This window comes from Deinococcus sp. (assembly GCF_018260405.1).
In the GTDB taxonomy this organism is placed as follows: Bacteria; Deinococcota; Deinococci; order Deinococcales; family Deinococcaceae; genus Deinococcus.
In genome coordinates this window covers 1-24,410 of the sequence record NZ_JAGLBG010000038.1, presented here as the reverse complement: position 1 = coordinate 24,410, position 24,410 = coordinate 1, and the positions used below count along the sequence as shown (strand labels likewise).

23 protein-coding genes and 1 pseudogene are annotated in these 24,410 nt (G+C 63.0%); 16 read left to right on the top strand and 8 right to left on the bottom strand.

Annotated elements, in window-relative coordinates:
- Nucleotides 1–77: 77 nt before the first annotated feature.
- Together QZ269_RS06765 and QZ269_RS06760 are read left to right on the top strand one after the other, a co-directional pair.
- Nucleotides 78–706: pseudogene (locus QZ269_RS06765) on the top strand (IS5 family transposase); the annotation flags it as partial.
- A gap of 331 nt (nucleotides 707–1,037) precedes the next feature.
- The gene (locus tag QZ269_RS06760; protein ID WP_291425636.1) at nucleotides 1,038–1,508 is read left to right on the top strand and encodes a hypothetical protein; all 471 of its coding nucleotides are present in this window, start codon (nucleotides 1,038–1,040) and stop codon (nucleotides 1,506–1,508) included.
- Between the two features lie 55 nt (nucleotides 1,509–1,563).
- On the opposite strand, the gene QZ269_RS06755 is transcribed toward QZ269_RS06760, so the two are convergent.
- Entirely contained in the window at nucleotides 1,564–2,904 is a 1,341-nt protein-coding gene (locus QZ269_RS06755) for a replication initiator protein A (protein ID WP_291425634.1), read from the bottom strand.
- A 468-nt stretch (nucleotides 2,905–3,372) separates the two neighbouring features.
- Here QZ269_RS06755 and QZ269_RS06750 point away from each other — a divergent pair, with 468 nt between their 5' ends.
- The 14 genes from QZ269_RS06750 to QZ269_RS06685 all read left to right on the top strand — a co-directional run bounded on the left by QZ269_RS06750 (nucleotide 3,373) and on the right by QZ269_RS06685 (nucleotide 14,383).
- On the top strand, nucleotides 3,373–4,125 hold the full coding sequence (locus QZ269_RS06750; RefSeq protein ID WP_291425632.1) for a hypothetical protein: 753 nt from the start codon (nucleotides 3,373–3,375) through the stop codon (nucleotides 4,123–4,125).
- A gap of 129 nt (nucleotides 4,126–4,254) precedes the next feature.
- Nucleotides 4,255–4,464 (top strand): hypothetical protein, encoded by a 210-nt coding sequence (locus tag QZ269_RS06745; RefSeq protein WP_291425630.1) that lies wholly within the window; start codon nucleotides 4,255–4,257, stop codon nucleotides 4,462–4,464.
- 43 nt (nucleotides 4,465–4,507) lie between these two features.
- Nucleotides 4,508–4,885, top strand: a complete 378-nt coding sequence (locus QZ269_RS06740; RefSeq protein WP_291425628.1) for a hypothetical protein — start codon at nucleotides 4,508–4,510, stop codon at nucleotides 4,883–4,885.
- 30 nt (nucleotides 4,886–4,915) lie between these two features.
- On the top strand, nucleotides 4,916–5,521 hold the full coding sequence (locus QZ269_RS06735) for a hypothetical protein (protein WP_291425626.1): 606 nt from the start codon (nucleotides 4,916–4,918) through the stop codon (nucleotides 5,519–5,521).
- An 84-nt stretch (nucleotides 5,522–5,605) separates the two neighbouring features.
- Nucleotides 5,606–6,214 carry a hypothetical protein gene (locus QZ269_RS06730; RefSeq protein WP_291425624.1) on the top strand — a complete coding sequence of 203 codons (609 nt, stop codon included), beginning with the start codon at nucleotides 5,606–5,608 and terminating at the stop codon, nucleotides 6,212–6,214.
- Between the two features lie 140 nt (nucleotides 6,215–6,354).
- Nucleotides 6,355–6,558 (top strand): hypothetical protein, encoded by a 204-nt coding sequence (locus QZ269_RS06725; RefSeq protein ID WP_291425622.1) that lies wholly within the window; start codon nucleotides 6,355–6,357, stop codon nucleotides 6,556–6,558.
- A 38-nt stretch (nucleotides 6,559–6,596) separates the two neighbouring features.
- A complete protein-coding gene (locus tag QZ269_RS06720) occupies nucleotides 6,597–7,286 on the top strand; it encodes a hypothetical protein (RefSeq protein ID WP_291425620.1) in 690 nt (229 codons plus the stop codon).
- A gap of 260 nt (nucleotides 7,287–7,546) precedes the next feature.
- Nucleotides 7,547–8,317 carry a hypothetical protein gene (locus tag QZ269_RS06715; RefSeq protein ID WP_291425618.1) on the top strand — a complete coding sequence of 257 codons (771 nt, stop codon included), beginning with the start codon at nucleotides 7,547–7,549 and terminating at the stop codon, nucleotides 8,315–8,317.
- Between the two features lie 308 nt (nucleotides 8,318–8,625).
- Nucleotides 8,626–8,949 (top strand): hypothetical protein, encoded by a 324-nt coding sequence (locus QZ269_RS06710; protein WP_291425616.1) that lies wholly within the window; start codon nucleotides 8,626–8,628, stop codon nucleotides 8,947–8,949.
- Nucleotides 8,946–10,130: a hypothetical protein gene (locus QZ269_RS06705; RefSeq protein WP_291425614.1), complete on the top strand. Its 1,185-nt coding sequence runs from the start codon at nucleotides 8,946–8,948 to the stop codon at nucleotides 10,128–10,130. The genes QZ269_RS06710 and QZ269_RS06705 overlap by 4 nt, the downstream gene beginning before the upstream one ends.
- Before the next feature lie 74 nt (nucleotides 10,131–10,204).
- The gene (locus QZ269_RS06700; protein ID WP_291425612.1) at nucleotides 10,205–10,570 is read left to right on the top strand and encodes an XRE family transcriptional regulator; all 366 of its coding nucleotides are present in this window, start codon (nucleotides 10,205–10,207) and stop codon (nucleotides 10,568–10,570) included.
- Nucleotides 10,567–11,004, top strand: coding sequence for a type II toxin-antitoxin system VapC family toxin (locus QZ269_RS06695; RefSeq protein WP_291425610.1), 438 nt, complete (start codon nucleotides 10,567–10,569; stop codon nucleotides 11,002–11,004). The genes QZ269_RS06700 and QZ269_RS06695 overlap by 4 nt, the downstream gene beginning before the upstream one ends.
- Complete coding sequence (locus QZ269_RS06690) at nucleotides 10,997–12,841, top strand: hypothetical protein (protein ID WP_291425608.1); 1,845 nt, start codon at nucleotides 10,997–10,999, stop codon at nucleotides 12,839–12,841. Before QZ269_RS06695 ends, QZ269_RS06690 begins: the two co-directional genes overlap by 8 nt.
- A gap of 273 nt (nucleotides 12,842–13,114) precedes the next feature.
- Nucleotides 13,115–14,383, top strand: a complete 1,269-nt coding sequence (locus QZ269_RS06685; RefSeq protein ID WP_291425606.1) for a bifunctional DNA primase/polymerase — start codon at nucleotides 13,115–13,117, stop codon at nucleotides 14,381–14,383.
- A gap of 14 nt (nucleotides 14,384–14,397) precedes the next feature.
- Here the strand turns inward: QZ269_RS06685 and QZ269_RS06680 are convergent, their stop codons facing one another.
- From QZ269_RS06680 to QZ269_RS06650, 7 genes are all read right to left on the bottom strand, one after another.
- Complete coding sequence (locus QZ269_RS06680; protein WP_291425604.1) at nucleotides 14,398–15,237, bottom strand: IS5 family transposase; 840 nt, start codon at nucleotides 15,235–15,237, stop codon at nucleotides 14,398–14,400.
- A complete protein-coding gene (locus QZ269_RS06675) occupies nucleotides 15,234–15,959 on the bottom strand; it encodes a hypothetical protein (protein ID WP_291425603.1) in 726 nt (241 codons plus the stop codon). Before QZ269_RS06675 ends, QZ269_RS06680 begins: the two co-directional genes overlap by 4 nt.
- Before the next feature lie 8 nt (nucleotides 15,960–15,967).
- Nucleotides 15,968–18,895 (bottom strand): type I restriction endonuclease subunit R, encoded by a 2,928-nt coding sequence (locus QZ269_RS06670; protein ID WP_291425601.1) that lies wholly within the window; start codon nucleotides 18,893–18,895, stop codon nucleotides 15,968–15,970.
- Nucleotides 18,892–20,061 (bottom strand): restriction endonuclease subunit S, encoded by a 1,170-nt coding sequence (locus tag QZ269_RS06665; RefSeq protein ID WP_291425599.1) that lies wholly within the window; start codon nucleotides 20,059–20,061, stop codon nucleotides 18,892–18,894. The genes QZ269_RS06670 and QZ269_RS06665 overlap by 4 nt, the downstream gene beginning before the upstream one ends.
- Nucleotides 20,058–21,554 (bottom strand): class I SAM-dependent DNA methyltransferase, encoded by a 1,497-nt coding sequence (locus QZ269_RS06660; protein ID WP_291425597.1) that lies wholly within the window; start codon nucleotides 21,552–21,554, stop codon nucleotides 20,058–20,060. Before QZ269_RS06660 ends, QZ269_RS06665 begins: the two co-directional genes overlap by 4 nt.
- Nucleotides 21,551–23,107 carry a class I SAM-dependent DNA methyltransferase gene (locus QZ269_RS06655; RefSeq protein WP_291425595.1) on the bottom strand — a complete coding sequence of 519 codons (1,557 nt, stop codon included), beginning with the start codon at nucleotides 23,105–23,107 and terminating at the stop codon, nucleotides 21,551–21,553. The genes QZ269_RS06660 and QZ269_RS06655 overlap by 4 nt, the downstream gene beginning before the upstream one ends.
- A gap of 312 nt (nucleotides 23,108–23,419) precedes the next feature.
- Nucleotides 23,420–24,301 carry an S-4TM family putative pore-forming effector gene (locus tag QZ269_RS06650; protein WP_291425593.1) on the bottom strand — a complete coding sequence of 294 codons (882 nt, stop codon included), beginning with the start codon at nucleotides 24,299–24,301 and terminating at the stop codon, nucleotides 23,420–23,422.
- Nucleotides 24,302–24,410 lie beyond the last annotated feature (109 nt).

The window sequence follows — 24,410 nt, the reverse complement described above, 5'->3', positions numbered from 1 at the left end:
TATCCATTTGGACTGGCTTAGTTGACGTTTTTCGTGGCGTCTTACCCAAACTCGACTTCTCGTGCTGAGCAGTTACTCTTGCGGAGCTACAGGGCATTGCAGAACAAGAGGGAAGAATTGATTGGGAACGTGCTTCTCTGGACAGCACCAGTATCAAGGCCCACCGCTCTGCGGTGGGCGCACAAAAACAGCTTGCGAAGCTGGAAAAAAGGGGGCGATCAGCAACGAGTGGTTAGGGGTGAGTCGTGGAGGACGCAACACTAAAATTCACGTGCTGGCCGAAGGAAATTGCCTGCCTCTTGCGGTCGTTCTTTCCAGTGGACAGGAAAGCGATCCAAAGTACATGGTTCCCCTGTTGGATGAGGTAAGGGTGAAGAGACCGGGGCCGGGGCGGCCCCGAAAACACCTCCCCAGCTTGCGGGTTGACCGAGCGTACGGACAGGGAAAGTACCGTCGTCAATTGCGTGCAAGGAAAATCAAATGCATTTGTCCAGAACGCGAAGATACACGCAGAGCACGTTTGAGCCGGGGTCGTGGCGGCGGAAGGCCAACACAATTTGACGTAGAACTTTATAAAGAGAGGAATGGCGTTGAGCGCGGAATAAATCGTATGAAGGACTTCCGAGCCTTGGCGACGAGGTACGAGAAGCGGGGACATCAATTTTTAGCTGTCGTGCACGTCGTTTGTATCGTTCTATGGCTCTAGTATTTCAGCCGGACACACCCTACGCGATTCTCGCCGCGGTCGCCACGCTTTTCAGCGGCCTCGACTGCGAGGATGAGACCTACGATGAAATTTTCGAGGCGATCAGGAACATTAAGCGCCCCCGTCCGGAGAGTCCGGCCTTCATGGCGCGCACGTTCAGGGGGCCCACGTGCGGTGCGGATGGCGAGCGAATGTCCGATTCTTATTTAGCGATGAGCTTGTTCATCAGGCCAGTGGCCGCGAAGACCGTGACCGGAACGCCCACGCCCGACCAGACTTGAACGTCCGGCCGCTCTCCCGCACGGCACTCCGGCCGCTGCTGGGGTAAGCCGTGATGGGCGCCCTCATGGCGGCCCTGCTGGCCGGTACGAGCCTGATCCTCGTTCAGCCGCGCGTCAAGGAACTCCGGGCGTGGCAGGACACGCCCACGGTGGAACGCACGGGCACGCTCGGCCCGGCCGTCAGCGACTGCGTCCGCAACTGCCCGGACGACCCGCCCTTCACCGGCACCGTGACCGTGCACGCCGACCAGTACAGCCCGGAGGGGACGGTCACGCTCACGTGGCGGCGAATCGGGGGCGCTGAGCCCTCCCCGGACGCCGCGGGCCGTATTCGCCTGAACTGCGCGCAGGACCGGCCGTGGGTGTGCCGCCAGCGCGGCAGTCGGGCGTACCAGGAAGTCCTGGGAACGCAGACGTTCCTGGGGCTGCTGCTGATCGGGAGTCTGCTGACCGCTGCGGGTGCGGGCGCGGCACTGCGGCGCCTCCCCCCAGGCCCTTTCAACACCTCCAGAGGCTCTTGACGCAGGAATGCGCGCTCAGCAGTACGAACCTTTGGAGGATTCGACCGGCCAGCTCTCAGGGGCCGGTTGCTTGCCGCAAGTTGGCCACGAATTGTTCCTGTTTTCCGGCTGCGACGGCCGATACGGCAGTTCGCAGGAGTTCTGCTGGAATGATGTCGCCGGTGAGGACGCGGTGCCGGATCTGGTCGTAGTCCGGCGAGCGGAGCAGCTTGCGGTAATGGAGGTCCAGTCGGCGGATCAGTCGGTCGGCTGCACGTTCGGGCGTCAGGTCCGCGAAGTCTTCTTCCAGGCTGGGTTCAGCGAGTAGCGGCTGCATGGCTGGCGCGGCTCTCGTGGGGGCTGGGGCGGGCTTATTCGGGTAGGGGTAGTCGTCCGGATGGGCGATCAGGTGCATCAGGGCTGCGGCTTTCGTCTTGCGGACGACCAGGACACCGGAGGAGATCAATGAGGCAAAGCGGGTGATGGTATCCGCCAGGAAGCTCTCGCCGTGATCCCGGACGAGTTTGCGGACCATGCCGTCGGCGACGCCATACTCGCGGAATTTGCGCATGAGGGCCGGGTCGACTTTGGTGAAGTCCCGGGCGAACTCGTAGCGGACGGTCTGGTCTTTGCCACGGCCGGAGAGAATGACGTCTGCGAGGTACCCGCGTTTGATGAGTTCCTGGTGCGGGGAGGTGAGGGCGCGGATGACCCTCCAGGCCTGGCCTTCGCTGGGGATCTTGCACTGGTCGCCCCACGTGAGGACGGGGAAGGTGAGGGTATCCACCTGTCGGTCTGGGTTTTCCGGGTCGAAACGGGCGGCGTCGATGACGCGGTAAAGCACGCGGGTGCGTGGGCGGGAGAGGGAGGTCATGAATTCCGAGTCGAGGGGTTTGAGGTAGCCGCTGCGGATGCTGGCGGTGACGTCTTCGGCGAGGCGCAGAACGATCATGGAGCGTTCGTCGAAGAGGCCGACGCCGTCGAGCGTCGTGAAGTTCAGGGACTCGATAAAGTGGAATTTCGCGTGCGTCCAGCGTTGCTTGGGGTGGTCGCGCCACCCACCGGAGACGGTGTAGTTCGCTTGATGAAGGCGTTCGAGGCAGTCGCGGAGCAACCCCATGTACTTGCCGGACTTGTGCCAGCCGCACAGGTGAAGCAGGGCGGTGGCGGCGACGGTGATGCGGCCGTCGTCGGGCATGCCTTCTTCGATGTAGAGGTTGAGCAGGGCCGCGCTGACGTCACTGTCGAGACCGTGCGGGACGGCGTATCTGACGCCTGCTTCGCAGCTGATGCGGACGATGCGGCCCCGGGACTCGTAGGTGACGCTCCATTCCTGCATGTCAACCTGATCCAGCGCCACGATGAGGTTGAGGCGGGAGAGGTTGAGGTCGTCGTGGTGGCGCGGCTGGATCTTCAAGGTCGTGATGATGATTCTATGGGTACTTCTGGAAAAAAGAAGTAAAGATTTGAAATGATGACATCATCAGTGACGGAGACTGGATGTCGACTGGGTCGCGGGTTTCGGGCTGTTTGCAACGAGTGTGCCACCGTGGATACAACGAGTGTGTCACCGTGGCGAGGAAATAATGCAACAGGTATGTCACCGGGACTGTTTTTGGTGCAACAGGTGTGTCACAGGGGAGGCAACGGGTAGGACACCGCGTATGCAACGGGTGTGTCACTCGGTTGACTGGGCTTAGCAACGGGTGTGTCACTGGAGTGAACGCCTGGATTCAATGGGTGTGTCACCGGGTGCCGTGCTGTTTTCAACAGGTGTGTCTCCGCGTGGATGGGGGTTTTCAACGGGTGTGTCACCGGGAACCGAGGGGCGGCGGGCGTCCCTGCCCGTCACCGAAGCCGCTCCGGGGCGGGCATACTGCGGGGCATGGCGGCTTCCCACGACCTCACGGCGCCGACAGGCGTCACGCCACTCCCGGCCTTCAGCGATCAGGCGCGCGGGGCGATCTTCTCGCAGCTGGGCCCGGCCCTGTCCGCCCTGAAGGACTTACCGCAGGCGGCACGCTGGCCGCTCGTGGAGGCGCTGCTGGCGTTCCTGCCGCCCGTCTCCGCGCACGACGCCCAGCGGCCCCTGCTCACCATGGGGGCGCACCTGGACGCGCTGGGGCGCGTGCTGCGGGGCGAGCCGGACAGTCCGTACGTTCCCGCGGCCCCGCAGGCCGCCGCGCGGGCGCACCTGCAGCGCCTGCGGGGGCCGGGCGTGCTGGACATGCCCCTCCAGACGCTGCTGCCCGCCGTGCGCGACATGGACGAGCAACTGGACCTGCGCGAGATGGAGGTTGAACTGGCCCGTTCGCGCCACACGCCCGAGGCGTACCGCATGACGGCCCTGGGCGTCACCATCTACGCCCTGCGCGAAGGGGAGCGCGCGTCCGACGCGCTGTACGCCGAACGGGGCGTGCGCATCCCGCCGCAGTCCGGCACGCTCGGCGACCTGGCCGAAGTGGGGCGGCGCCCGCTGAAGAACCGGGAACTCGAAGCGCTGCGGCTACTGGAACGGGTGGTCCTGACCCTCGACGCCCAGGAACGCCAGGAGACCGACTGGGTCACGTGGTGGGGACTGGCGCGCGCCGCCCTGCGGGCCGGGCAGTCCAGCAGTCCCCTCCCCTGGCCCTGGTGACGGGCCGGCCTCCCCGCGCGGGGCCACGCTCCCCCAGGACCCGGAAGACACACCGTGGCGAGCGCGGGGCGCTCCCCCCGGCCCAGGGGACGGGCGGCGCGGCCCTGTTCGCACGCCCCAGGAGGCCCCATGACGACCCCGACCCCCACCACCGATCCGTTCACGCCCGCCGAACTCGCCGCCCTGGAAACCTTCGGGAACGCCTGGGCCCGCCTCCTGCACGTCGAGCAGGCCGTCGCCAGCGGCGAAGGCGTGGCCTTCGTGCATCACGGCGCCCGGCAGGAAATGCAGTGCGCCGCGAAGGACTTGCGGGCGACCCTGCTCGCCCAGGGCGCGTGAGCGAGCAGGGCCGTCCCACACTCGAAAACACAAGGAACTGACCATGATCTACGACACACTGATCGGAGAAAGCGAATTGAACCGCCGCCTGCGAGTCGAAGACAAACACACGACGTTCGAAGAATCCCGCAGCCTGCCGGAATCCCGCCCGACAGTGCAGGTTGAAACGACCGCCCCAGCTGGCCTGACCGTCGGCGAGATGGTCCGCACGCCGCCGTCCGGCGTGCGGACCACCGGGTTCGTCGAGGGCAAGGAAGTCGGCACCGGCCGGCCGGTCATCCGGTTTGTCGGCTGGAACGGACATCTCAACGTGTTCGACCTGAGCGAGATCCAGAGCGCCGAGTCCCGGAGTGCCGGGTCCCAGACGGATGGGCGGGAGAGCCTGCGGCGACTGGAACAGTACGACCGCGACTGGGATTAATGCAGCTGCAACTCACCTCCGGAGCCACCCATGACCCCAGCCTCCCCTGAAGCGGCCCCCACGGCTCCCACCGCCCCCACGGTCTGGCCGTCCGGACCGTTCCCACTCGCAGCGACCACCGGCGAAGCGCGGGACATCTGGCAGGCCGCTGGCGGCGGCGCGGCGCCCGACCCGCACCGCGTGTTCCTGAAACGCCTCGTCGAGTACGCCCTGAGCGAACAGCGGTCCGGCGAGGACCTGTACGCCCGCGTGACCGGCGACCTGGGCGACCTGCTGAGCCCCGAGACCCGCGACTCCAGCGCGGGGCGCGGCCAGATCGAGACGGAAATCCGTTTCGCGCAGCAGCAGCTCTGGGACGAGCAGCGGGAGCGGGCCGTCGCGGCCGCGCACGAGCGCCTGCGTCCCCACTTCGGCCAGCGGTTCGGCACGCTGATCTGGCTTGACGACAAGCGGCGCACCGGGTGCTTCGTGTGGGCGGTCGACGGCCTGCGAATCACCCTGGCCGGGCGGCGCGACCGGCGGCCGTTCAAGCTCCACACCGACGCACGCGACATCGAGGACGCCCTGAGACGCACCCGGCAGCGCGAGGAGGACCTGGCCCGCACCCGCGAGGCCCGGCGGCACCCGGCGTCCTGAACGGGGCTTCCCTCAGACCTTCCCCCCTCTCCCGGCGGCGCGTCTTCCCTCAGCGGAACGCGCCGCCCGCATCAAGGAGCCCCCATGACCACCCCCACCACTCCGGCCCCTGAAACCATCCCGCCCGCCCGGCCGTCCGGGCTGTACCCGCTCGGAACGGCCACCTGGGAAACCGCGAACCACTGGGACGCGATCCGGGACGGCGGTCCAGCGGACCCGCACCGGGCGTACCTCAAACACCTCGTCTCGCAGGCGCTGCGTGCTGGGCTGAGGTACACCGACGACGTGCAGGCCCGCGTGATCGCCGAACTGGGCGACCTGCTGAACGACGAACTGCGGGCGCGCGGAACCAGCCACGTCGAGGGCGGCGTGATCGGCATGGAAATCTATTACGCGCGGGAACTGCTGCGCCACGAGCAGGAGCAGCGGGACCTCGCGGCCGCGCATGAACGCGTGAACCCCCAGCCCGGCCAGCGGCTCGGCGCCCTGATCTGGCACGACGGCAAGCGCAGCGTCGCCTGCGAGATCAGCCACGTCGACGGCCTGAGCGTCACCCTGATCGGCCGGCGCGGCTCGAAGCGGGTGACCGTCTGCGCCAACGCGCAGTACATCGAAGCGGCCCAGAAGAACACCCGGCAGCGGCAGGAGACCCTGACGGCCGGGCGCGGAGATGGACTCTTCCCGGTGTCCTGAACCCGGCGTCTCCCAGACCCGACCAATCACCCAGGGAAGCAGGGGGCGCTTCCCTGGGCCAGGGGAACGTGACGGCCCTCTCCCCCCCTCCCGGCGTGCCTTCCCGGCCGCTGCCCCCTTTCAGGAGTCCACTCATGTCCATGATCACTGTTCCCGCCGCCCAGGTGCCCCGCGGGGCGCACCTGCACACCCCGCACGGCACGTTCACGGTCACGCGCCGCACGACGACCTCGCGGGCCGTGGTGCTGCGCACCGCCTGCCGCCGGTCCCTGGCGTTCGACGCGGACCGCCCCGTGCAGGTCACCCTGCCCCACACTCCGGCTCCGGCCGTGCGCGGCGCCTGATGGGCACCACGACCGCGCACTTCCCCAGAGGCACGTCCATGGCCAGTTTCTTCTACGGCACGCTCGTGAGCCGGGAGGGCGGCATCGACCGCTACGAAAAAGCCTGGAGTGGCGGCGTGACCGTCACCGAGGTCGCCGCCAGCGCCCTGGTCGGCCGCGCGGAATTCTACGTGGTCATGCGGTACGGCAGTATGGGTCCGGTGCCGTTCAGCGGGTGGTTCGTCGCGGTGTACAAAGTCGGCTGGACCGGCCAGGAGCACGAGAACTTCTGGTACCGCGACATGGACGAATCTATGGGGCCCCTCGAGGCCCGCGCCACGAAGGCCGTGCTCACGGCCGCCGAGCAGTACGCGCCGCTGCCGCACCTGAGCCCCGAGGACGACGCGGCCGCCCGGCAGGCGAACGGGGAGTCCCTGCAGGCGGGCGTGTCGTACGAGGCGATGCAGGCCGCGCGGGAGCGGCGGGACGCGCTCGACCCGGACTTCCAGACGAGACGCTGGCGGGAACGCTGCTGGGAGCACGTCCGGCAGCGCGAGCGGGCCGCGAGGGTCCCCAGCGGCGCGACCGTGCAGTTCGCCAGGAGCCTGAAGTTCACGCCCCGCCTGACGATGGATACCTTCACCCTGGTCCGGGTGGGGCGGCGCGTGCATTTCGAGGACAGCAGCGGGTACCAGCGCTACCGCATCCCGGACTGGGAAGCGATGGAGTACACCGTCCTGGCCGTCTGAAACGCCCGCTCACGCTCTTCCTGAAACCCGGCCGGGACGGGGGCTGACCCGCCCTCTCCCCTGCCCTCTTTCCCCTTTGGAGACCCAAATGAATCCATTCCTGTCCGGAGTTCTGCATGTTGTCTTTTCCTGAGCGTGGCGTGGGCGGTGACGCCCGCTTCCGCGGGAACTGCGCGCCGCAGGTGTACGAGTGGCTGATCCGCTAGAGCGGCGCGCGCAGCCTCACCGACCCGTGTTTCGGGAGCGGGACGAGTCTGGACGTGGCGCTGCGCCTGGGCCTGGACGCGCAGGGTTCGGACCTGAGCGTGGGCGCGTACCACCAGGGGGTCGCGTCGCGGCTGCGGGCGCGGGGCGCGCAGGTGCAGCTGGGTCTGGACGCCAGTGCGCCCGGCTGGCCCGGGCACTTCCGGGCGGCGGACCTGGTGGTCGCGCACCCGGCGTACGGCACGCAACTGGCGTACCACGCCGGGCCAGGGGACATGAGCGCCGCCGGGGACGACGACGCCTTCCTGGAACAGCTGCACGCCTTGACGCTCAACATGCGCGAGGTGACCGCGACCGGCGGGCATTACGTGGTGATCATCGGGGACACCCGCAAGAACGGGCGGTACCACAGTTACCAGGGGGACCTGCTGGCCCGGATGCCGCGCACGGAACTGCGCAGCGTGACGGTCAAGGCGCAGCACAACACCACGTCCGCGCGGCAGGCGTACGGGCGCATCCAGTGGGACGCCATCGACCACGAGTACGTGCTGGTGTGGCGGCGGGAGGGAACGGTGTACGCGGCGCTGGGCGCGTGCGTCCGGCAGGCGCGGGCGGCGCAGGCGAGTTCCTGGAAGCACGTCGTGCGGGCCGCCATGCACCGCCTCGGACGCGCCCCGCTGCGCGAGATCTACGAGGAAGTCGCGCGGGACGCGCCGGAGAAGGTCCGCGCCAACGAGCATTACCAGGCCAAGGTCCGGCAGGTGCTTCAGAGCCTGCCGGACATGCAGGCGGACGGGCGGGGCGTGTGGCGGTGCGCGGCCGCCTGAAGCGCCTCCCTGGCCCCCCCATCATCCTGTGGGACTGGTAGGAACCTTTAAGGAATTTGCCGTCCAGCACTGTGGATTTCTCATGGTACTGACCACCGCTACAGTAAGAGTGTCCCTGAATGGTCGGGGGCGGGGGCGTGCCCCCAGTGTTCCGGGAGTGTTCCGCTCCCGCCCGGACGACCCACCCACGCGAACGCGGCGCTCGCCCTGGGCATCAGCAGAAGTCCGCCCTCACCCTCCGCCCTCTCACACGCAGCGGCGCAGGCCCCTGCCTTCCCGCCGCGTGATCTCTACCTGGAGGCTCCCTCATGACCCCCCCCACCCCCCCCACCACCGAACTCCGCGTGTACAGCCGCCGCGTTGTCATGACCGCCAGCGCCCTGCTGGAAGTCGCGGTCCTCGCGCACTCCGACCTCGAAGCGGACCAGCTGATCGCGCGCAACGCCGGGCGCGGCGACTACGACCGCGCGGCGCAGGACACGTCCCGCAGCGCAGAAGGCTTCGAACTCACGTCCGTCGAAGAATCCGACGCGCAGCCCAGCGGCGTCCTCCTGGCGGACTTCAGCGGCGAGGTCAGCCCGTACGAGCCGGACATCAACGCGCCGGTGCTCAGCGCGGAGGAGGCGCTGTGACCGCGTGGCGACGCGCCCGGCCGAGCGAACTGCACCCGGCCTGGACGGTGCCGGCCGCAGCGACGCCGGGGGTGGAGACCCGGCGTGACCTGAGCGGGAAAGGCGAGGCCGACCAGCGCGTCCGCACCCTGCCGACCGCCCTGATTCACGCGGTCGTCGCGGCCCGGGTGATTCCGGGCGTGACCCTGGCCACCCTGAGCGAGTACGCCTTCCAGGTGCAAGAGGGCCGCACCGTGGCGACCGCGCCGGACGGGACGGTCACCCTTCAGGCGCACGTGGGCGTGTCCGCCCGCCGCCGCGACGGGCCGCCCGTCCTGGCGACCGTGAATTACGCCACGCCGGGCGGCGTGAACGTCACCCTGAGCGCCGGGATGAGCGCGCCCTCGCAGACGCCGGCGGGCGTGCTGAGCATCCCGGAGTTGCTGCGCGCGTTCCATAACGTGCCGGTCGGGACGTTCCGCGAGGATGACGAGGTGCTGTACATCCGGGAGTCCGGGGAGATCCTGCCCATGACAGTCACGGCCGTGTCCAGCCACCCGGGCTGCGAGGACATGGAACCGGAAGTGTACGGCATCACGGCCTCGGGACGGCAGCTGATCCTGCGGCTGGGGGACTGGGGCGCGCTGGTCCGTCCCGAGGGCGTGCCGGTCACGCCGTGGAACGCGCGGCGCTCCCCGGAGCAGCTGCGCGGGGACCTGCGCTCGGCGCTGCAATCGGCCCACCTGGACGCCGTGACGTACGTCCGCGCCGGCGCAGACCGCCCGGTGCAGATCCTGACCGGGCCGACCGCGATGGACGTCACGCACCTGCTGCGCGTCCGGACGGATGAACTGCCGCTGCTGAGCGAGGTGCAGCCGGGCACGTTCCACCTGGAAGCGGATCCCGCGCCCCGGCCGTTCGTGACGCCGCTGACCCTGGCGCCCGACGTGCAGCGGGACCTGCGGAGCCTGCGGGAGTGGTACGACCAGAGCGGCCCGGACGTGCAGGCGGCTCTGTGCGAGCAGGTCCAGGAGGTCGGGGCCCTGAGAACCGCCGGGCGACTGGGCTGCGCCCGGCTGACCAGGGCACTTCCGGGCGGCGGACCTGGTGGTCGCGCACCCGGCGTACGGCACGCAACTGGCGACCATGTTCGCCCGCGGCAAGTGACCCGAGGATTTGTTCTCAACAACATGAACCTTTGAAAGCAATATAGGTTATACGCCTATTGCAGTTAATAGCCCTTGCGATTTATAGGTGTTTAACCTACTGTGGCAATATGGATACCAATCTTCGGGTCAGAGAGGCGATGAAGGCGGCCGCACGCCGCCGGGGCCTCACACACGCACAACTCGCCTCCCGCCTGGGTATCAAACAACCCTCTGTCACGCAGCTTCTCAACGGTACATACGGCAAAATCCCGCAGTCTCTTCTGGAGGCGCTCGACGTCCTGGGCTTGGAGATCACGGTGATTGAATCGCCCAACGCAGACGATCCGGAGACCGCACAAGCCAAAGCGGAAGCCATGAGCTTGCTCAGCGCGAACCCCTGGGGAAAGAAGCCGATGGGTCTGGATACACCCGTCAAGGTCAAGGGACCAGCCATTGAGGAGCTCCTGCATGATCACCGTGGACCTGACCTGTGACCAGCGCCAGACACCTGCTGTACCTGGATACGTCGGCCATGATGAGGCTCTACACCGACGAACCGAAGCGCGATGAGGTACTAACTGAGCAGGCAGCCGCCGGCGGAGTGATCGCCCATAGCATCACGTACGTGGAAATGCGGGCCGCGTTGGCCAGCAGGCGTGCACGCAAGTTGATGAGCGGCGCCGCCTACACGCAGGCGCTCAGGGCCTTTGAAGGAGACTGGGCAGCGGTAGCCAACATAGCCGTCAACGAGGATCTCCTCAAGCAAGCGGGGGATCTCGCCGAACGACACCAGCTCCGGGCTTATGACGCGGTCCACCTGGCGGCGGCAGTGAAGATTGCACCACTAGGGATTCGATTCATGACGTTCGATCAAAAGCTTCAAGACGTGGCAGATGCAATGTTGCCAGGGAAGGTATGGCGTGGCTGAGAGGCAAGAACCACACGAAACCAGAATTGGACCTATCACGCTCTTCGCCGAAGAAGCGCCTCCCTTTCCAAGTATTCAAGTACAGGCACAGGTGGTTGCTGATTACTTCTTGGCCGTTGAGATTCATGGTGAATACAGGGGCGAGAAACTTAATGAGTTTTTAGCACCACTACGTCAACTTCGAGCCGGTAACATTGACGCGATTTACAAACAATGTTCGGAAGACGAAATCGAAATCGAAAAATTGAAACCCGAGTTTAATGTGGGTCGAGAAACTCATATCACATACGACGAATACTCGATAGACTTTCGCCGACTGCCAGTAGAAAAGCAGCTGGAAAAACATTTCCTTAATGCTCGTGCGCAAATGTGGGGAATGGAAAATAGCATACCAGTTCTCTGGTCTGAATGGAACAATTACAGGAAGAACGTAAAAGTTTCACAGAAAAGAATTTTGCCTAGATTATTGATTGAACCTAAAAATAAGCGTAGACCAGCAATTCTTCATGGTAGCTTACTTTCCTGGACTGCCGTAAAATTGCCTGGGCGTACCTCCATCGAAGTCAGCAGCTTGACTACCACCCTCTTGAAGGAAATGTTCCTTTCCGACAGGATTGCATTACCTGTCCATCATCATCTTCCTGTGCAGCTTCCTGAACGCATTCCACTTTGGGCCTGGCAGGATGGCTTGCGTACTATGGTTCCCTACTGGTGGGAATTGAAAGAATCATCAGAATCAGGAAAAGAACAGCGTGATGAGGCTACCGACTACCCAGCACACCTACAGAGAATGTTGTCGGCCCCGCCCTACGCCCTGATTGACCGTGCAAGCCGTGACGGTCGAAACTGGAAATACAACCCTTTGGAGGAGGTATTCCCTTACTTCGAGGACGGTCGAACAGCGGGTATCCGACTGACTTACGAGACGCTGAACTTTCGTGGCCAAGATGTGCAGGTAGCCGCGAAAGCCGCTGTGGAACAGGTTAACCGGCTGGATGATCGAACCGCCGACGTCTGGCGTGTGATTCTCTGGAAAGCGGCAGAGAAAGGTGTCGGCAATGCCAACGTCTATACGCGTATCCACATCGACACGCGTGAGGTTGCGCAGTTGCTGGGCTACAAAAAACACCACAAAGGGGGTATGAAGCCAGAGCACCTGCTCGAAGTTCATAACGCCCTGGAACACCTCGAACGCATGAAGATCTACCTGACACCTGACGTCAAGGGCACCCTTGAGCAAGACGCGGGTCAGACGAAAGGTAAACGGAAGTCCAAACAGCTGGTCAAAGCCCGCGAGGAGAAGGTCATCTCCGTGATGGCCCGCGAAATTGACCGCAACTTGCTGGGTCAGGAGTGCCATATGGTCTGGGAGCTGGCTCTTGGCGATTGGGCACGTTTCTTCCCTCGGAGTTACTCCCCCATGTTTAAGGCACTGGTCGAGCTTCCCAACCGCAGTGGTGTCCACCGTTGGGCCAAACGCATTGGGACGGAGCTGGTGCTGCTCTACCGGCAGGACGCACGTGGACCTGCAGTCAAGCGTCTGAAGTGGAGCACCATTCTCGATCGTGCCGGGCTGATGCGCGAAATCGAGGAGCTCAGACGCTCCCCAAACCGCAGCCGGATCACGAAGTATGCAGAAGGCGCGATGGACGCCTTGAAAGAGATTGGTGTGGTTCAGGATTGGCGTATTGACCCGGATGCTCTGGCTCGTATCAATGACGGCCTGGGTAAGCCTGGAAATTTCGAAACGTGGCTGGACGCCATGGTTGAAATCACAGCGCCGCAGGAAGTCCTCGAAATCCTCGACACCATCACCGCTCCGAAGAAGAAGGCCTGACCTCCCCCCTCCAGGTGAATCACTCCCCCCCCTCCAAGTGAATCACTCCCCCCCCTCCAGGTGAATCACTCCCCTTTTTTTTTCACTGTCTCAGACGACGAATTCAGCTTCTTTTTTTTCTAACTAGATTTAACTAAATCTAACCGGGCAAGCTGCCCCGCAGTAGCGGGCAGCTGCCTGAAACAATAAAAAGCAGATCCGCAGTGCTTCACCCTGGCAGGCTTCACTGCGGACACTCACCCCCTGCCCTATAGGGCAGAAAGCGAGGACATTTTGACAGGACCGGTTACACGCCGTACGAACACACTTCACCAAGCAGGTCTCGAGGCGACCGCTCGTGGTTGGAGTGTGCTGCCCGTGCAGGCGGAAGGCGAGTGGGCCAAGAGACCAGCGTACGTGCTGGTTGAGACTGGCCACAAAGAAGAACGTGATGGTAAAAGCGTCCCTGCCTGGAAAGGTCTTCAGATCGTCCCACCCACGGAGAAGGATCTTGCCATCTGGTTCGCGAAAAAAGCAGGTAAGGGGCTGGCTGTCGTTACTGGCGCTGTGTCAGGTCTGATCATCTTGGATTTTGATGGGCCAGACGGTGAAAAACTGCGTCAGCAACTGGGTTTACCCGTACACGTCCGCACTGGGAGTGGTGGGAGCCACGTTTATTTCGAGCATCCAGGTTGGCCAGTCGCCACGCTGAACAGCAAGGCGAAGCACGAACTTGGTCAGCGCTGGACCGGCCTCGACATCCGTGGTGACGGCGGCTATGCCATCATTCCTCCCAGCGTCAATCCCAGTGGACCGTACACATGGGAAAGTGCACCCGGCGATGTCCTGCCACTGAGCCGTCTCCCAGACGACCTCCGCGCTTTCCTCGGCCTGCTGGAACCTCCGAAACGGCCTGAGCCGCGCCCGGCCGCGCCGGTCATGTCCTACCAGGGCAGTCGTCAGGATGGTCAGGGGCGGCCTCCTGGTGAACTGCTCGTCAGCCGTGCGCTCGACATGGTCAACAGCGGCGAGGGACGGAACAACGCCGGCATGTGGCTGGCCACGCAACTGCGCGACAACGGATACAGCCGCGGGGAAGCGCAGGACGTCATGCGGGATTACGCCGCGCAGGTTCCTGTGCAGGACGCGCACGGCCGCCACGATCCGTACAGCGAGAGCGAAGCGGCTGCCACGCTGGCCAGCGCCTACAGTCGACCCTCACGGGACCCCTGGGAGGATCGCCGGACCCCGAGCGCTCCAGCTCCAGCTATGAATCGGGAGAACGTACGCAGTGTGACGTTGCCTGACACGTTCGACGTGGCCGGACCGGTGCCGGTTGAACCCATCGGTGAAACCGGCACCGGCCCAGTCATCCTGACTGGGGACAGCGCCTTCCAGCAGGTGGCAGCTGCACTTCAGATCCGGAACGTCGACGGCGTCGTGGCCCGGCGGGCTCTCTCCGCTGAGGAAGTTCAACGGCTTGTGGCCGATCGCCGCGCTCTGTTCGTCCTGAATCCCAGCGGCGCGCAGGAGCGGGCGTTCGATGCTGCTGGGGTTGAATAGACCTCCTGCGAAAGTCATGCCGCGCTGGCAACGGTGCGGTTACACACCGCCGCAATGAGATTAACGCGTAAGGAGAAGCGCCGCCTCCGGTGACGGTAAATGTCCTTCAGGACGCGGAAAATCTTCAGACACCGAATGACATGCTCGACCCGCAGGCGGGTCGACGCCAGTTCCCGGTTCTGCTGACGCTGTTCAGGGGTCAGGGGCGCGTTCTTCGTCGCTTTGTGAGGTGTCACCGAGTGACCGTGGTGTCGCCGAATGCCCTGGTAGCCGGCGTCGCCGATCAGCGGCGTCTTTGGATGGATCTGGACGCCCGACTGCCGGAACAGGGTGAGGTCATGCATGGATCCGAAGGCGGTGGCGACGCACAGGATCAAGCGGGTAGACACGTCGATCATGACCTGCGTTTTCAGGGTGTGTCGTTTCTTCTTGCCGCTGTACCAGCGGCGTTGCTTGCTGGTGGGCCGCTCACAGGGGGTTTCGGTGGCATCCACGGCGATGATCTGAAAGACGTCCTTTTCCTGTTTGAGGCTCTTGCGGCCAGGAAGTCGGAACGTTCCGCTCCCGATCAGGGCGGTTTCGACGCGTTCCACCGTGCGCTGCACAGTGGTTTCGTGAATGTTCCAGTCGTGGCCGAGGTGAGCAAAAGTGCGGTATTCCCGCCAGAATTCGAGTGTGAGGAGGAGTTGTTCAGCCGCGTTGAGAGCGGGAGGTCGACCAGACTTTTTCTTGGAGCGTTCTCGCTGGTCCAGGACGATTTCCATCTCGGCGAAGGTTTCGGGGTAGATCCCGGTATGCCGTTTGAAGCGCTTGCGGTTCAGTTTTCGGAGGCGTTCCAGGCGGTCGTGGCTCACTCACGCAGGGTAGCGGGGGACTTTCGCAGGAGGTCTACTTTACGGCTGAATTTCCAAATGAGCTTCTGTGATTTCCGAAAAGTAAACTGAATAGTTGGCAGCGCGGGGCGAGAGATGGATCGAGCTAAATTTTCGTACATGTCCAATTCAATGTAAGCGGCTTGCAATTGCTGCTTGGCGGCCGCTTCTCTTGCAGGGGCTTCCTGGAGTCGATGTAATTCTGCTGCAATCATTCGCGCGTGTTCACTTGAATTCAACAGGGCGTTATCCGGCTTGGTTGAACCAAAATGCGATGAGGTATCGAACGGTGGAAAGCTAATCGCTGGACGCTGTTCCTCCTGAAGTCCAAGCACCTTAATCCTATTATTAACCTCAAATTTATTATTATTGATTTCTGATTGCCTATCACGCTTCAGGTCGTCGTATGTCTTGCCATTTCTTGCGTCAAGAAGCGATGTGAATTCCGCAGTCTGAATGTCAATCTCGTACCTATAATCCTTCAATTGCTCGTTCATCTTAGACACAGCAGGCCTCAGCTCTCTTGCCAGAGCCTCAATGACCACGGTCAATGCTCTTTTGGTCTTTTGGCCGTAGTACCATCGCAGGGCAGCCTGCAGGTCCAGTTGTGGAGCTGAATCCGACTCTTCAACTGCTCTGGATCGATCATCTCGATCCGTCTTCAGGCGGTCCTTCTGCTGTTGGATGAGTTTCTCGATATCCATGGCGTCCCTCAGTAGTATTCGCGGATGTACCCGAGCGCCTTCTCGAAAACGTCGTTGTCACGGATCTTGAACTGTACATAGAGGGTTTTCCGCAAGGCCTGCCGGACCTCCTGGTCGCCGCGGATGGTGGACTGCCAACCGTCGAAGCGGATGGCGCGCACGACCTCGTCGATGCGGTTGACGATGTTGTCGACGATGATCGGAGTCTGCTCGGTCTTGAGAGTGTCAAAGAGTTCCGAGAGAGCTGCTTTGCCTTTCTCTTCCCGCGGGACTTCCTTGACGGCTTTTTCCGCGGCCACCGTGTCGCGCGCGAGCTCCAGCAACTCCCGCAGGAAGTCGAGGCTGGACTGCTGGATGTCAGCGTACTTCGCCCGGAGGGCGTTCAGCCGCTGCCCAAGCGCGACGAACACAGGATTGTTCAGGTGCCGGGCGATGCGGGCCGTGATCAACTTCTCGATCTCCTTCGGTGGGACGTCTCCGCCCTTCCCGAGCATCAGATCCTCGATGGTCTGAGCATCCAGTACTACCGTCTCGGCGCTTTCAGGAATCTCGATGCGGACGTGCTCGTTGATCAGGTCGATGGTCTTGGCACCCAGCGCGTGCCAGACCAGGCGGCCCGTGATGTCCGACGGACGGACCGACTCGTACACGTCCGTCAGCCAACGGTAGTCAGCCTTGTAATCGGCGAGCATAGGGTCCGGGCTGAGCGCCTCCCACAGCTGGGACACGACGCTGTACGCCAGGCCGAAAGTGTCCCGTGTGGCCGTGTCGGCAATTGCCGACTGCGCCTGGATGAGCCCTTCGTACCCGCCGACCGTGCGGTCCACACCAGGGAAGAACACAAGGGCCGCAGCCATCGCCGGCTCAAGCTGGTTCTTCAATTCCTCGATGTTGGCAATGACGCGCTGCACAGCCTGATCGTCGAACGCCAGGGATTTCGCCACGTCGTCGAACACACCGAGGTAATCCACGATCAGACCGTACTTCTTGTACGGCGGGTAGACCCGGTTCGTACGGGTGATCGCCTGGAGGAGCGTGTGTTCCTTCAGGGGCTTGTCGAGGTACTGGCACTGCAGGATCGGCGCGTCGAAGCCGGTGAGGAGCTTGGCGGTCACGATGATGATCTTCAGTGGATCGGCCGGGTCGTTGAACCGGGCAAGCACCTGCTCGAGATCCTCCGCGCCAGGCGTCCATTTACTCCACTCGGGCTTATCCCCACGGGCCTTCGACATCACGATCGTCGAGGCGTCCGCGCCCAGGTGATGGTCGAGTTCTTCCTTGTAGGCCACGCAGGACGCCTTGTCGTACACCACGACCTGCGCCTTGAAGCCTTCTGGTTCGACCTTCGTCTTGAAGTGCTCGGCAATGTCGGCCGCGATCTGGCGCACCCGGTCCGGCGCCTTGATCAGCACCTCGATGGACGCGGCCTTCTTCGACAGGGTGATCTTGTCCTCTTCGGACAGGCGGCGCTCGCTGGCAAGTTCCGCGAAGGCCGTGTCGATGGCCTCCTGATCGATGTGGAGTTTGGACAGGCGCGGTTCGAAATGCAGGGGCAGCGTCGCGCCGTCGCGGATGGAGTCCTGGAAGGAGTAGCGGGACAGGTACCCGCCCTCGTCCTCCTGGGCGCCGAACCACATGAAGGTGTTCCGGTCACGCTTGTTGATGGGCGTGCCCGTCAGGCCGAAGAGGAAGGCGTTCGGCAGGGCCGCACGCATCTTCTGCCCGAGGTCGCCCTCCTGTGTGCGGTGGGCCTCATCGACCATGGCGATGATGTTGTTGCGGCTGTCCAGGACGCCTTCAGCGTCTTTGAACTTGTGGATGGTCGTGATGATGATCTTGCGTGCCCCACCGCTGAGCAGTTTCAGCAGCTGGGCGCTGTCATCGGTGGATACCAGCCCAGGTACATCGGACGCGTTGAACGTCCCCGTGATCTGCGTGTCCAGGTCGATGCGGTCCACCACGATCAGGATCGTCGGGTTCGTCAGCTGCGCCATGGCCCGCAGCTTCAGCGCGGTGAACACCATCAGCAGGGACTTCCCGGACCCCTGGAAGTGCCAGATCAGCCCCTGCTTGATCTTCCCGAGCAGCACACGCTCCACGATCAGGTTCGTCGCCTGGAACTGCTGGAAGCGGGCGATGATCTTGATCTTCCGGTGCTTCTTATCCGTCGCGAACAGCGTGAAGAACCGCAGGAAGTCCAGCACCGCCGCCGGCTTCAGCACCCCGTCAACCGCTTCGCCCACCGCCGCGAGGCCGATCTTCGCCGGGGCGTCTACGTCGGTGTCCTCCTCTCGCCAGGGGCCCCACAGCTCGACCGGCATGCCGACCGTGCCATACCGGAAGTCCTTGCCTTCCGTGGCGAACGAGAAAACGTTCGGCACGAAGAAAGGCGCGACGCTCTTCTCGTAGTCGTCGTGAATCTGGGCGGCCGCGTCGATCCAGGTGTAGGCGGGCCGCGTCGGCGACTTCGCCTCCCCCACCACCAGTGGGAAGCCGTTGCACCACAGCACCAGGTCGAAGCGCTTCTCCACCCGGCCCTGCACGAACGTCACCTCGGTGGAGATCGTCCACTCGTTGGCTTCGGGGCTATCGAAGTCGATCAGGCGGATAGTGACGTGCTCGCCGTCCTTGCCCAACGGCATGGACCTCTGCCCGGTCAACCAGGCGGTGAATTCCTCGTTCGCCACCACTGGATGCGGGCTGGTGCGGGCGCTAAGTAGGATGGCACGCAGGTTGTGCAACACTTGCTCAACCTTAGCCGGTTCGGCTGCAATCTCGGGATTTAGGCGGATCAGTGCTGACTTCAATTGGCTTTCCAGCAGAACATCACTGGTAGCGCGAAGTAGTGTTGAGCCTGCAACGAACGGCACCTGCGTGGACGCTACACGGTCACGAACGAAATCGCGCACGGAATTGGCCTCGTTGAAGAGAGTCATTGAAAGCCCTCAAAGATATTTTTTAGGATTGCACTTTTCTTTACCCTAAGTTTTTCAATTGAGTTTGACGTTGCTTCCTGAGCACGACTCACTGCTTTCAGAACCTGCAGTAGTTCATGCTCTTTGTCATTTCCCAATCTCGGCACTGGCAGATTTCGCAGTGCAACCAAAGTCAATTCCGTGAATGTAGAACCTTTCGCATTACGACTGACCTCGGACGCCATCCATGCGGAATTCATTACCTCGATAACGAAATCCGGATCGATTTTATTATTATCAATAGCAACTCGCGCCGTCCCTTGCGTAAGATTTGCCCCGTCTAATTCCTCAGGAACTTTTAGTGTTAATCCAGTCCGTCCCCGCAAAGCCACCACTAAGTCGCCGGAATCAACTCTGGAGCGCTTGAATCTTGCAGCTATTTCCGGCGCAGTCTTTTTCATGCCTTTGATAGAGAGATCTCCATCAGTCATATCTGAGACGCGAATATACGGAACGCCGTCCTCGATTTCTGGGCCAGCTTGAACAATGCCATATGTAATGCTGGTGTCTGGTTTGACTAGAGTTTCCAGCGGCGAGATTTCGATAGTCTTTGCGGATAGCACTTGGTTCAACTGCTTACTCCGCAAAATCGTCAATGCTCTGTTCTCTTCTACTACAGTCTCTTGATGAACCTCCATAGTCCAGAGGAGTTCTGCTAACCGCTTCTGCTCGGCAAGGGGAGGAAGTTCAAATTCGAAGTCCGACAGGTCAGTCCAGTTTGTCCGGGGTGACAGCGAGCCAGCTGAGGTTCCCAGTGCGTGAGCGAAAAAACCATCAGATTGCACCAGGAAGGGCAGGAATTCCGGCAGAATCTGTGCCTCGTTCGCCTGAAAGGTGAGGATATCCCCTGAACAGATTGCGTCGAACTCGGCATAAGCCACCTTGCGCTGATAAGCGCGGCGTTTCCCGAATAGCGTCTGTCCTGGCTTCACCCGGCGCGTAAAGGTGGTGCCATCCGCGACATTGCCCCAGCGCTGAACCCTGAGCTCGCCAGGATCAAGGTGCTCCATAGCAATGACCCGATCAATTCCAGCCGCTTCGGCGTCCTTGACTGTGGAATTAACGTTGAACACGACTTCACCGAACTTGACCCGCGTCCAGCGCGATTTATCGAGATTCAGACTCATACATATACCTCTCTGCGCAGCAGCCTCAAAACGTCACTGATAGCTTCACCCGACACTTCGGCCGCTGCCCGCCACTCTGCCAGGGCCTCAGTGACATCCAGTTGTTCTGCGGTTTCAGCAGAGCTTGCCCCCGCCACGTAGAGCGGGATGGCGAGGCTGTATTTCTTGCTTGCGACCTGGCTGACATCGGCGACCGTCGCAAAACCATCGACGGTGACAAAGTCCCGGTAGGTTTTCAGGAGCTTCGTCTGATGCGCTTCCTTCAGGAAGGACTGCGCCTGCTCTCGGGCCACTTCATTCACTGCATTGATGAACAGGATCTTTCCCCGGTGTTCGGCGGGTTTGTTCGCTCGGAGTGTGATCACGACGGCTTCCATGGGGCTGTTGTAGAACAGGCCCGCGCCGAGGCCAATGACCGATTCGATCAGGTCGGACTTGATCAGGGCCTCGCGCATGGCGGCTTCCTCTTTACGGAATAGAACACCGTGCGGGAAGAGGATGGCAGCGCGACCCGTCTGCGGGTCAAGGCTCTTCGCGATGTGCTGGAAGAAGGCGTAGTCAGCGCGGCCCTGTGGGGGGACGCCCCAGATGTTGCGGCCGTAAGCGTCCTTGACGAAGGCTTCGCGGTTCCAGGTCTTGATGGAGTACGGCGGGTTCGCGAGGACCACGTCGAAGGTCTTGAGCTGCCCCTTCTCGTTGAGGAAGTCCGGCTTGCCCAGCGTGTCCCCATGGGCGACGTGCCCGTCCGTGATGCCGTGCAGGAAGAGGTTCATCCGCGCGATAGCCGAGGTGCCGTAATTGAGTTCCTGGCCGTACAGCTTCAGGCCGCGCCACTCCTTACCCTGACGCTTCACTTCGGCCGCGGTGGAGATCAGCATGCCGCCGGTGCCGCAGGTGGGGTCGTACACCGATTCGCCCGGCTGGGGCTCGAGCATCTGCGTCATCAGGTGTACCAGGGTGCGGTTGGTGTAGAACTCCTGCGCGGTGTGGCCGGAGTCGTCGGCGAACTTCTTGATCAGGTATTCGTAGCCGTTCCCGAGTTCGTCTTCGGGGAGGTTGGCGATGGAGAGCGTGCGGGTGGAGAAGTGCTCGATCAGGTCCGCGAGGGTGGAGTCCGGGAGCAGGTCCTTGTTGCCCCAGTCCCCGTCCCCGAAGACGCCGGGGAGGGTGTCCGGGTTGGCGCTCTCGATGGCCTTCATGGCTTTCAGGACCGTCTGCCCGATGTTCGTGGTGGTTTCACGGACGTCCTTCCAGTGCGCGCCGTCGGGAATGGCAAAGCGGTGGTTCTCGGGGAGGTCGGCCAGTTCCGCGTCTCCATAGACCTGCAGGGCGGCGGCGTGTTCCTCGTCGTACACGTCCGAGATGCGCTTCAGGAAGACCAGCGGGAAGATGTACTGCTTGTAGTCACCGGCGTCGATCAGGCCCCGCAGGACGACAGCCGCGCCCCACAGGTAGCTTTCGAGCTCGCGTTGCGTGATTCGTTTCGTGCTCACAGGTTGACTTCCTCAGGGGCGAGGCCCCATTTCGCCAGCTCGGCTTCCAGCGCGGCGCGCGTTTCGAGCACGCGGGCGTGGGCGGCTTCCAGGTCGGCGAAGGCATCCGCCAGCGTGACCTGCTCGCCGGTTTCGGCGGGGGCAACGTACAGCGGGATGTTCAGATTGAAGTCGTTCCCGGTGATCTCCTCCAGGGGAACCACCCGTGCTAGACCGTCGACGTCTTTGAAGTTCTGGTAGGCCGCGAGCATCTCCTGGGCGTGCTCGGGCTCCATGGTGTTCTGACTTCGCCCGCGTTTGAACAGCCGCTCGCCGTTGATGAACAGCACCTTGCCCTTGCGCTCGGCAGGTTTTCCGAGGCGCAGAATCAGCACGCAGGCCGCCAGGCCCGTGCCGTAGAACAGGTTGGGAGCCAGGCCGATCACCGCGTCCACCAGGTCGGCGCGGACCACGAGCGACCGGATCCGTGCCTCCGCGCCCTGGCGGAACAGCGCCCCCTGCGGCAGCACGACGGCGACCCGTCCAGTCTTGGGTGTGGCGGAGATCAGCATGTGCTGCACCCATGCCCAGTCCGCGTACCCTTTCGGCGGAACGCCGAGCGCCTGCCGGCCCCAGGGGTCGGTGACCCAGGCGCCTTCCCCCCAGTTCTTCAGGGAGAACGGCGGGTTGGCCAGGACGCAGTCGAACTGAGCGAGGTGGTTGCCGGTGTAGAAGGCGGGGCTGCGCAGGGTGTCCTCGCGGGCGACCTTGAAGTCCTCGACACCGTGCAACAGCAGGTTCATCCGGGCAATCGCGGAGGTCGCCAGGACCTTCTCCTGTCCGTACAGCTTGCCCCAGAGGGTCTTCGGGCTGCCGCCGGCGCGCCGGACATGCTCGATCACCTCGATCAGCATGCCCCCGGTGCCGCAGGCCGGGTCGTAGATCGTCTCGCCTTCCTGCGGGTCGAGGATATCCACGAGCAGCTTCACGACCGAGCGGGGCGTGTAGTACTCCCCGGCCTTCTTGTTCGACTGGTCCGCGAAGCGCTTGATCAGGTACTCGTACGCGTTGCCGAACACGTCCGGCGCCACGGAAGCGTTCGCGAGGTTGCGGCTAGAGAAGTGCTCGATCAGATCGGCGAGCTTACGATCTGGAAGCTTGTCCTTGTTCGTCCAGGTAGCGTTCCCGAAGATGCCGTAGAGCGTCTCCTGGTTGGCCGTCTCGATTGCCCGGAAGGCCGCCTGCAGGGCCGCGCCAATGTCGTGCGTGCGCTTGCGGACGTCTTCCCAGAGGTGGCCTTCGGGGATCTGGAAGCGGTGGTTTTCAGCGAACGCCGCGAACTCGTGATCCCCACCGGACTCCTCTACGGCGTACGCGTATTCCTCGAGGTAGACGTCGCTGATGCGCTTGAAGAACATCAGGGGGAAGATGTACTGCTTGAAGTCGGCCTGGTCGATGGAACCGCGTAGCAGATCGGCGGCCGCCGCGAGGTAGTTCTCCAGCTCGGACAGGGTCAGGGCGCGGGGCGCCTGCACCAGTCCTAGGGCATACTGACGGGCTTCGAGTTCCGTCACGGGCGCACCGCAGCCTGCGCCGCATGGCGGTTTGATGGAGCCCTTGTCGTAGGTCCGTTTTCATTGGGTAGCCCCTGGGTCTTGCCTGCGCCCAGCGGCGTGAATTCTTTGCAATTCATACTGTGCCTCAGCATAGGGTCTGAAGGGATCGCGCGCAGGATAATTTCGTCCTGGACGGCAGGAAGCGAACTTCGTCGCGGAATCTCGCCTCTGGGGCCGTCCAAACCCCACCGAGGGCCGCGACGGTGGGGATGCGTTTCACGCAGAGCCCAGGCTGCGTGGACGTGCAGCCTGGGTGAATGAGCGAGTCGTTCAGGGGGCGGATGGCCGTTCCGATGACAGCGCTTCAAGGCAAAGCTGCAGCTCCTTCGCCACGTTCCCCTTGACCTGGCTGTGGATGACGTTGGGGATCGGGAAAGCGCTGGCTCGATGCTTGAAGAGGTGCTCCTGGTGAGCGTAAAGCGTTTCCTTGCCCACCGTGTCGTCGGCTCGCCGCAACATGGCTTCAATGCCGTTTTTGACGCCGTGCAGATTGAGGAGTGAAGTGCGGCTTTCGACATGCAGGACTAGCAGTTGGTAGAGGAAGGGCAGGGCCGGCAGCAACAGGGTCATTGCCGTCTCCCGGAACGGACGGTTGAGCCCGGCGGCCAGAGCGACGATGCCGACTCCGTACACGCCGGCACTCCACAGGGCGGCCTGGGAGAGTCTCACGCGAACCTGGTAATCCCAGGTGGCGTTGATCAGCTGGCAGACGAGCGGCTGCAGGGCCGCCGGGAAGAGATCAAGCCCCTGGTACCAGTCTCTGAATGGAGTGGTGTCCACACCTGCCGCCATAGGCATGACGTCGGTGACAGAGGGGTGCCGCACCGTCCTGCCCGCAGGTACGGGCAGCCCGTACAGGCGGTAGTCGTACAGGTCCGCCAGCACCGCGCCAGCTTCCAGTTGCTTCTGGCCCCACAGACGGTAGATGATTTCCACGACCAGGATCAGCGCCGTCACAAAGGCCAGGAACCCGGTCAGGCGGTGGAGCCACAGATTATCCACTACGGTAAGTACTGCGAGCAGCAGAGTGCCGTAGAACACCAGGGTGTAGACCTGCTTTGGGCGATTGAAGGTGCGGAAGATGGCTGCCCGCAGGGCCAGCAACTCGGGCTGGTTCTGCCGCTCCCGCAGATCGGACGCGTGGTCAGACACCAAACTCCTCCCCCACTAAACCCTAGCAATATCATAACCTTCTGGAACCATTTGCGGTGGGTGCGTTCAGTTGTGCGGTGATAGCGAGCTAAATTCGTGAAGTTATAGT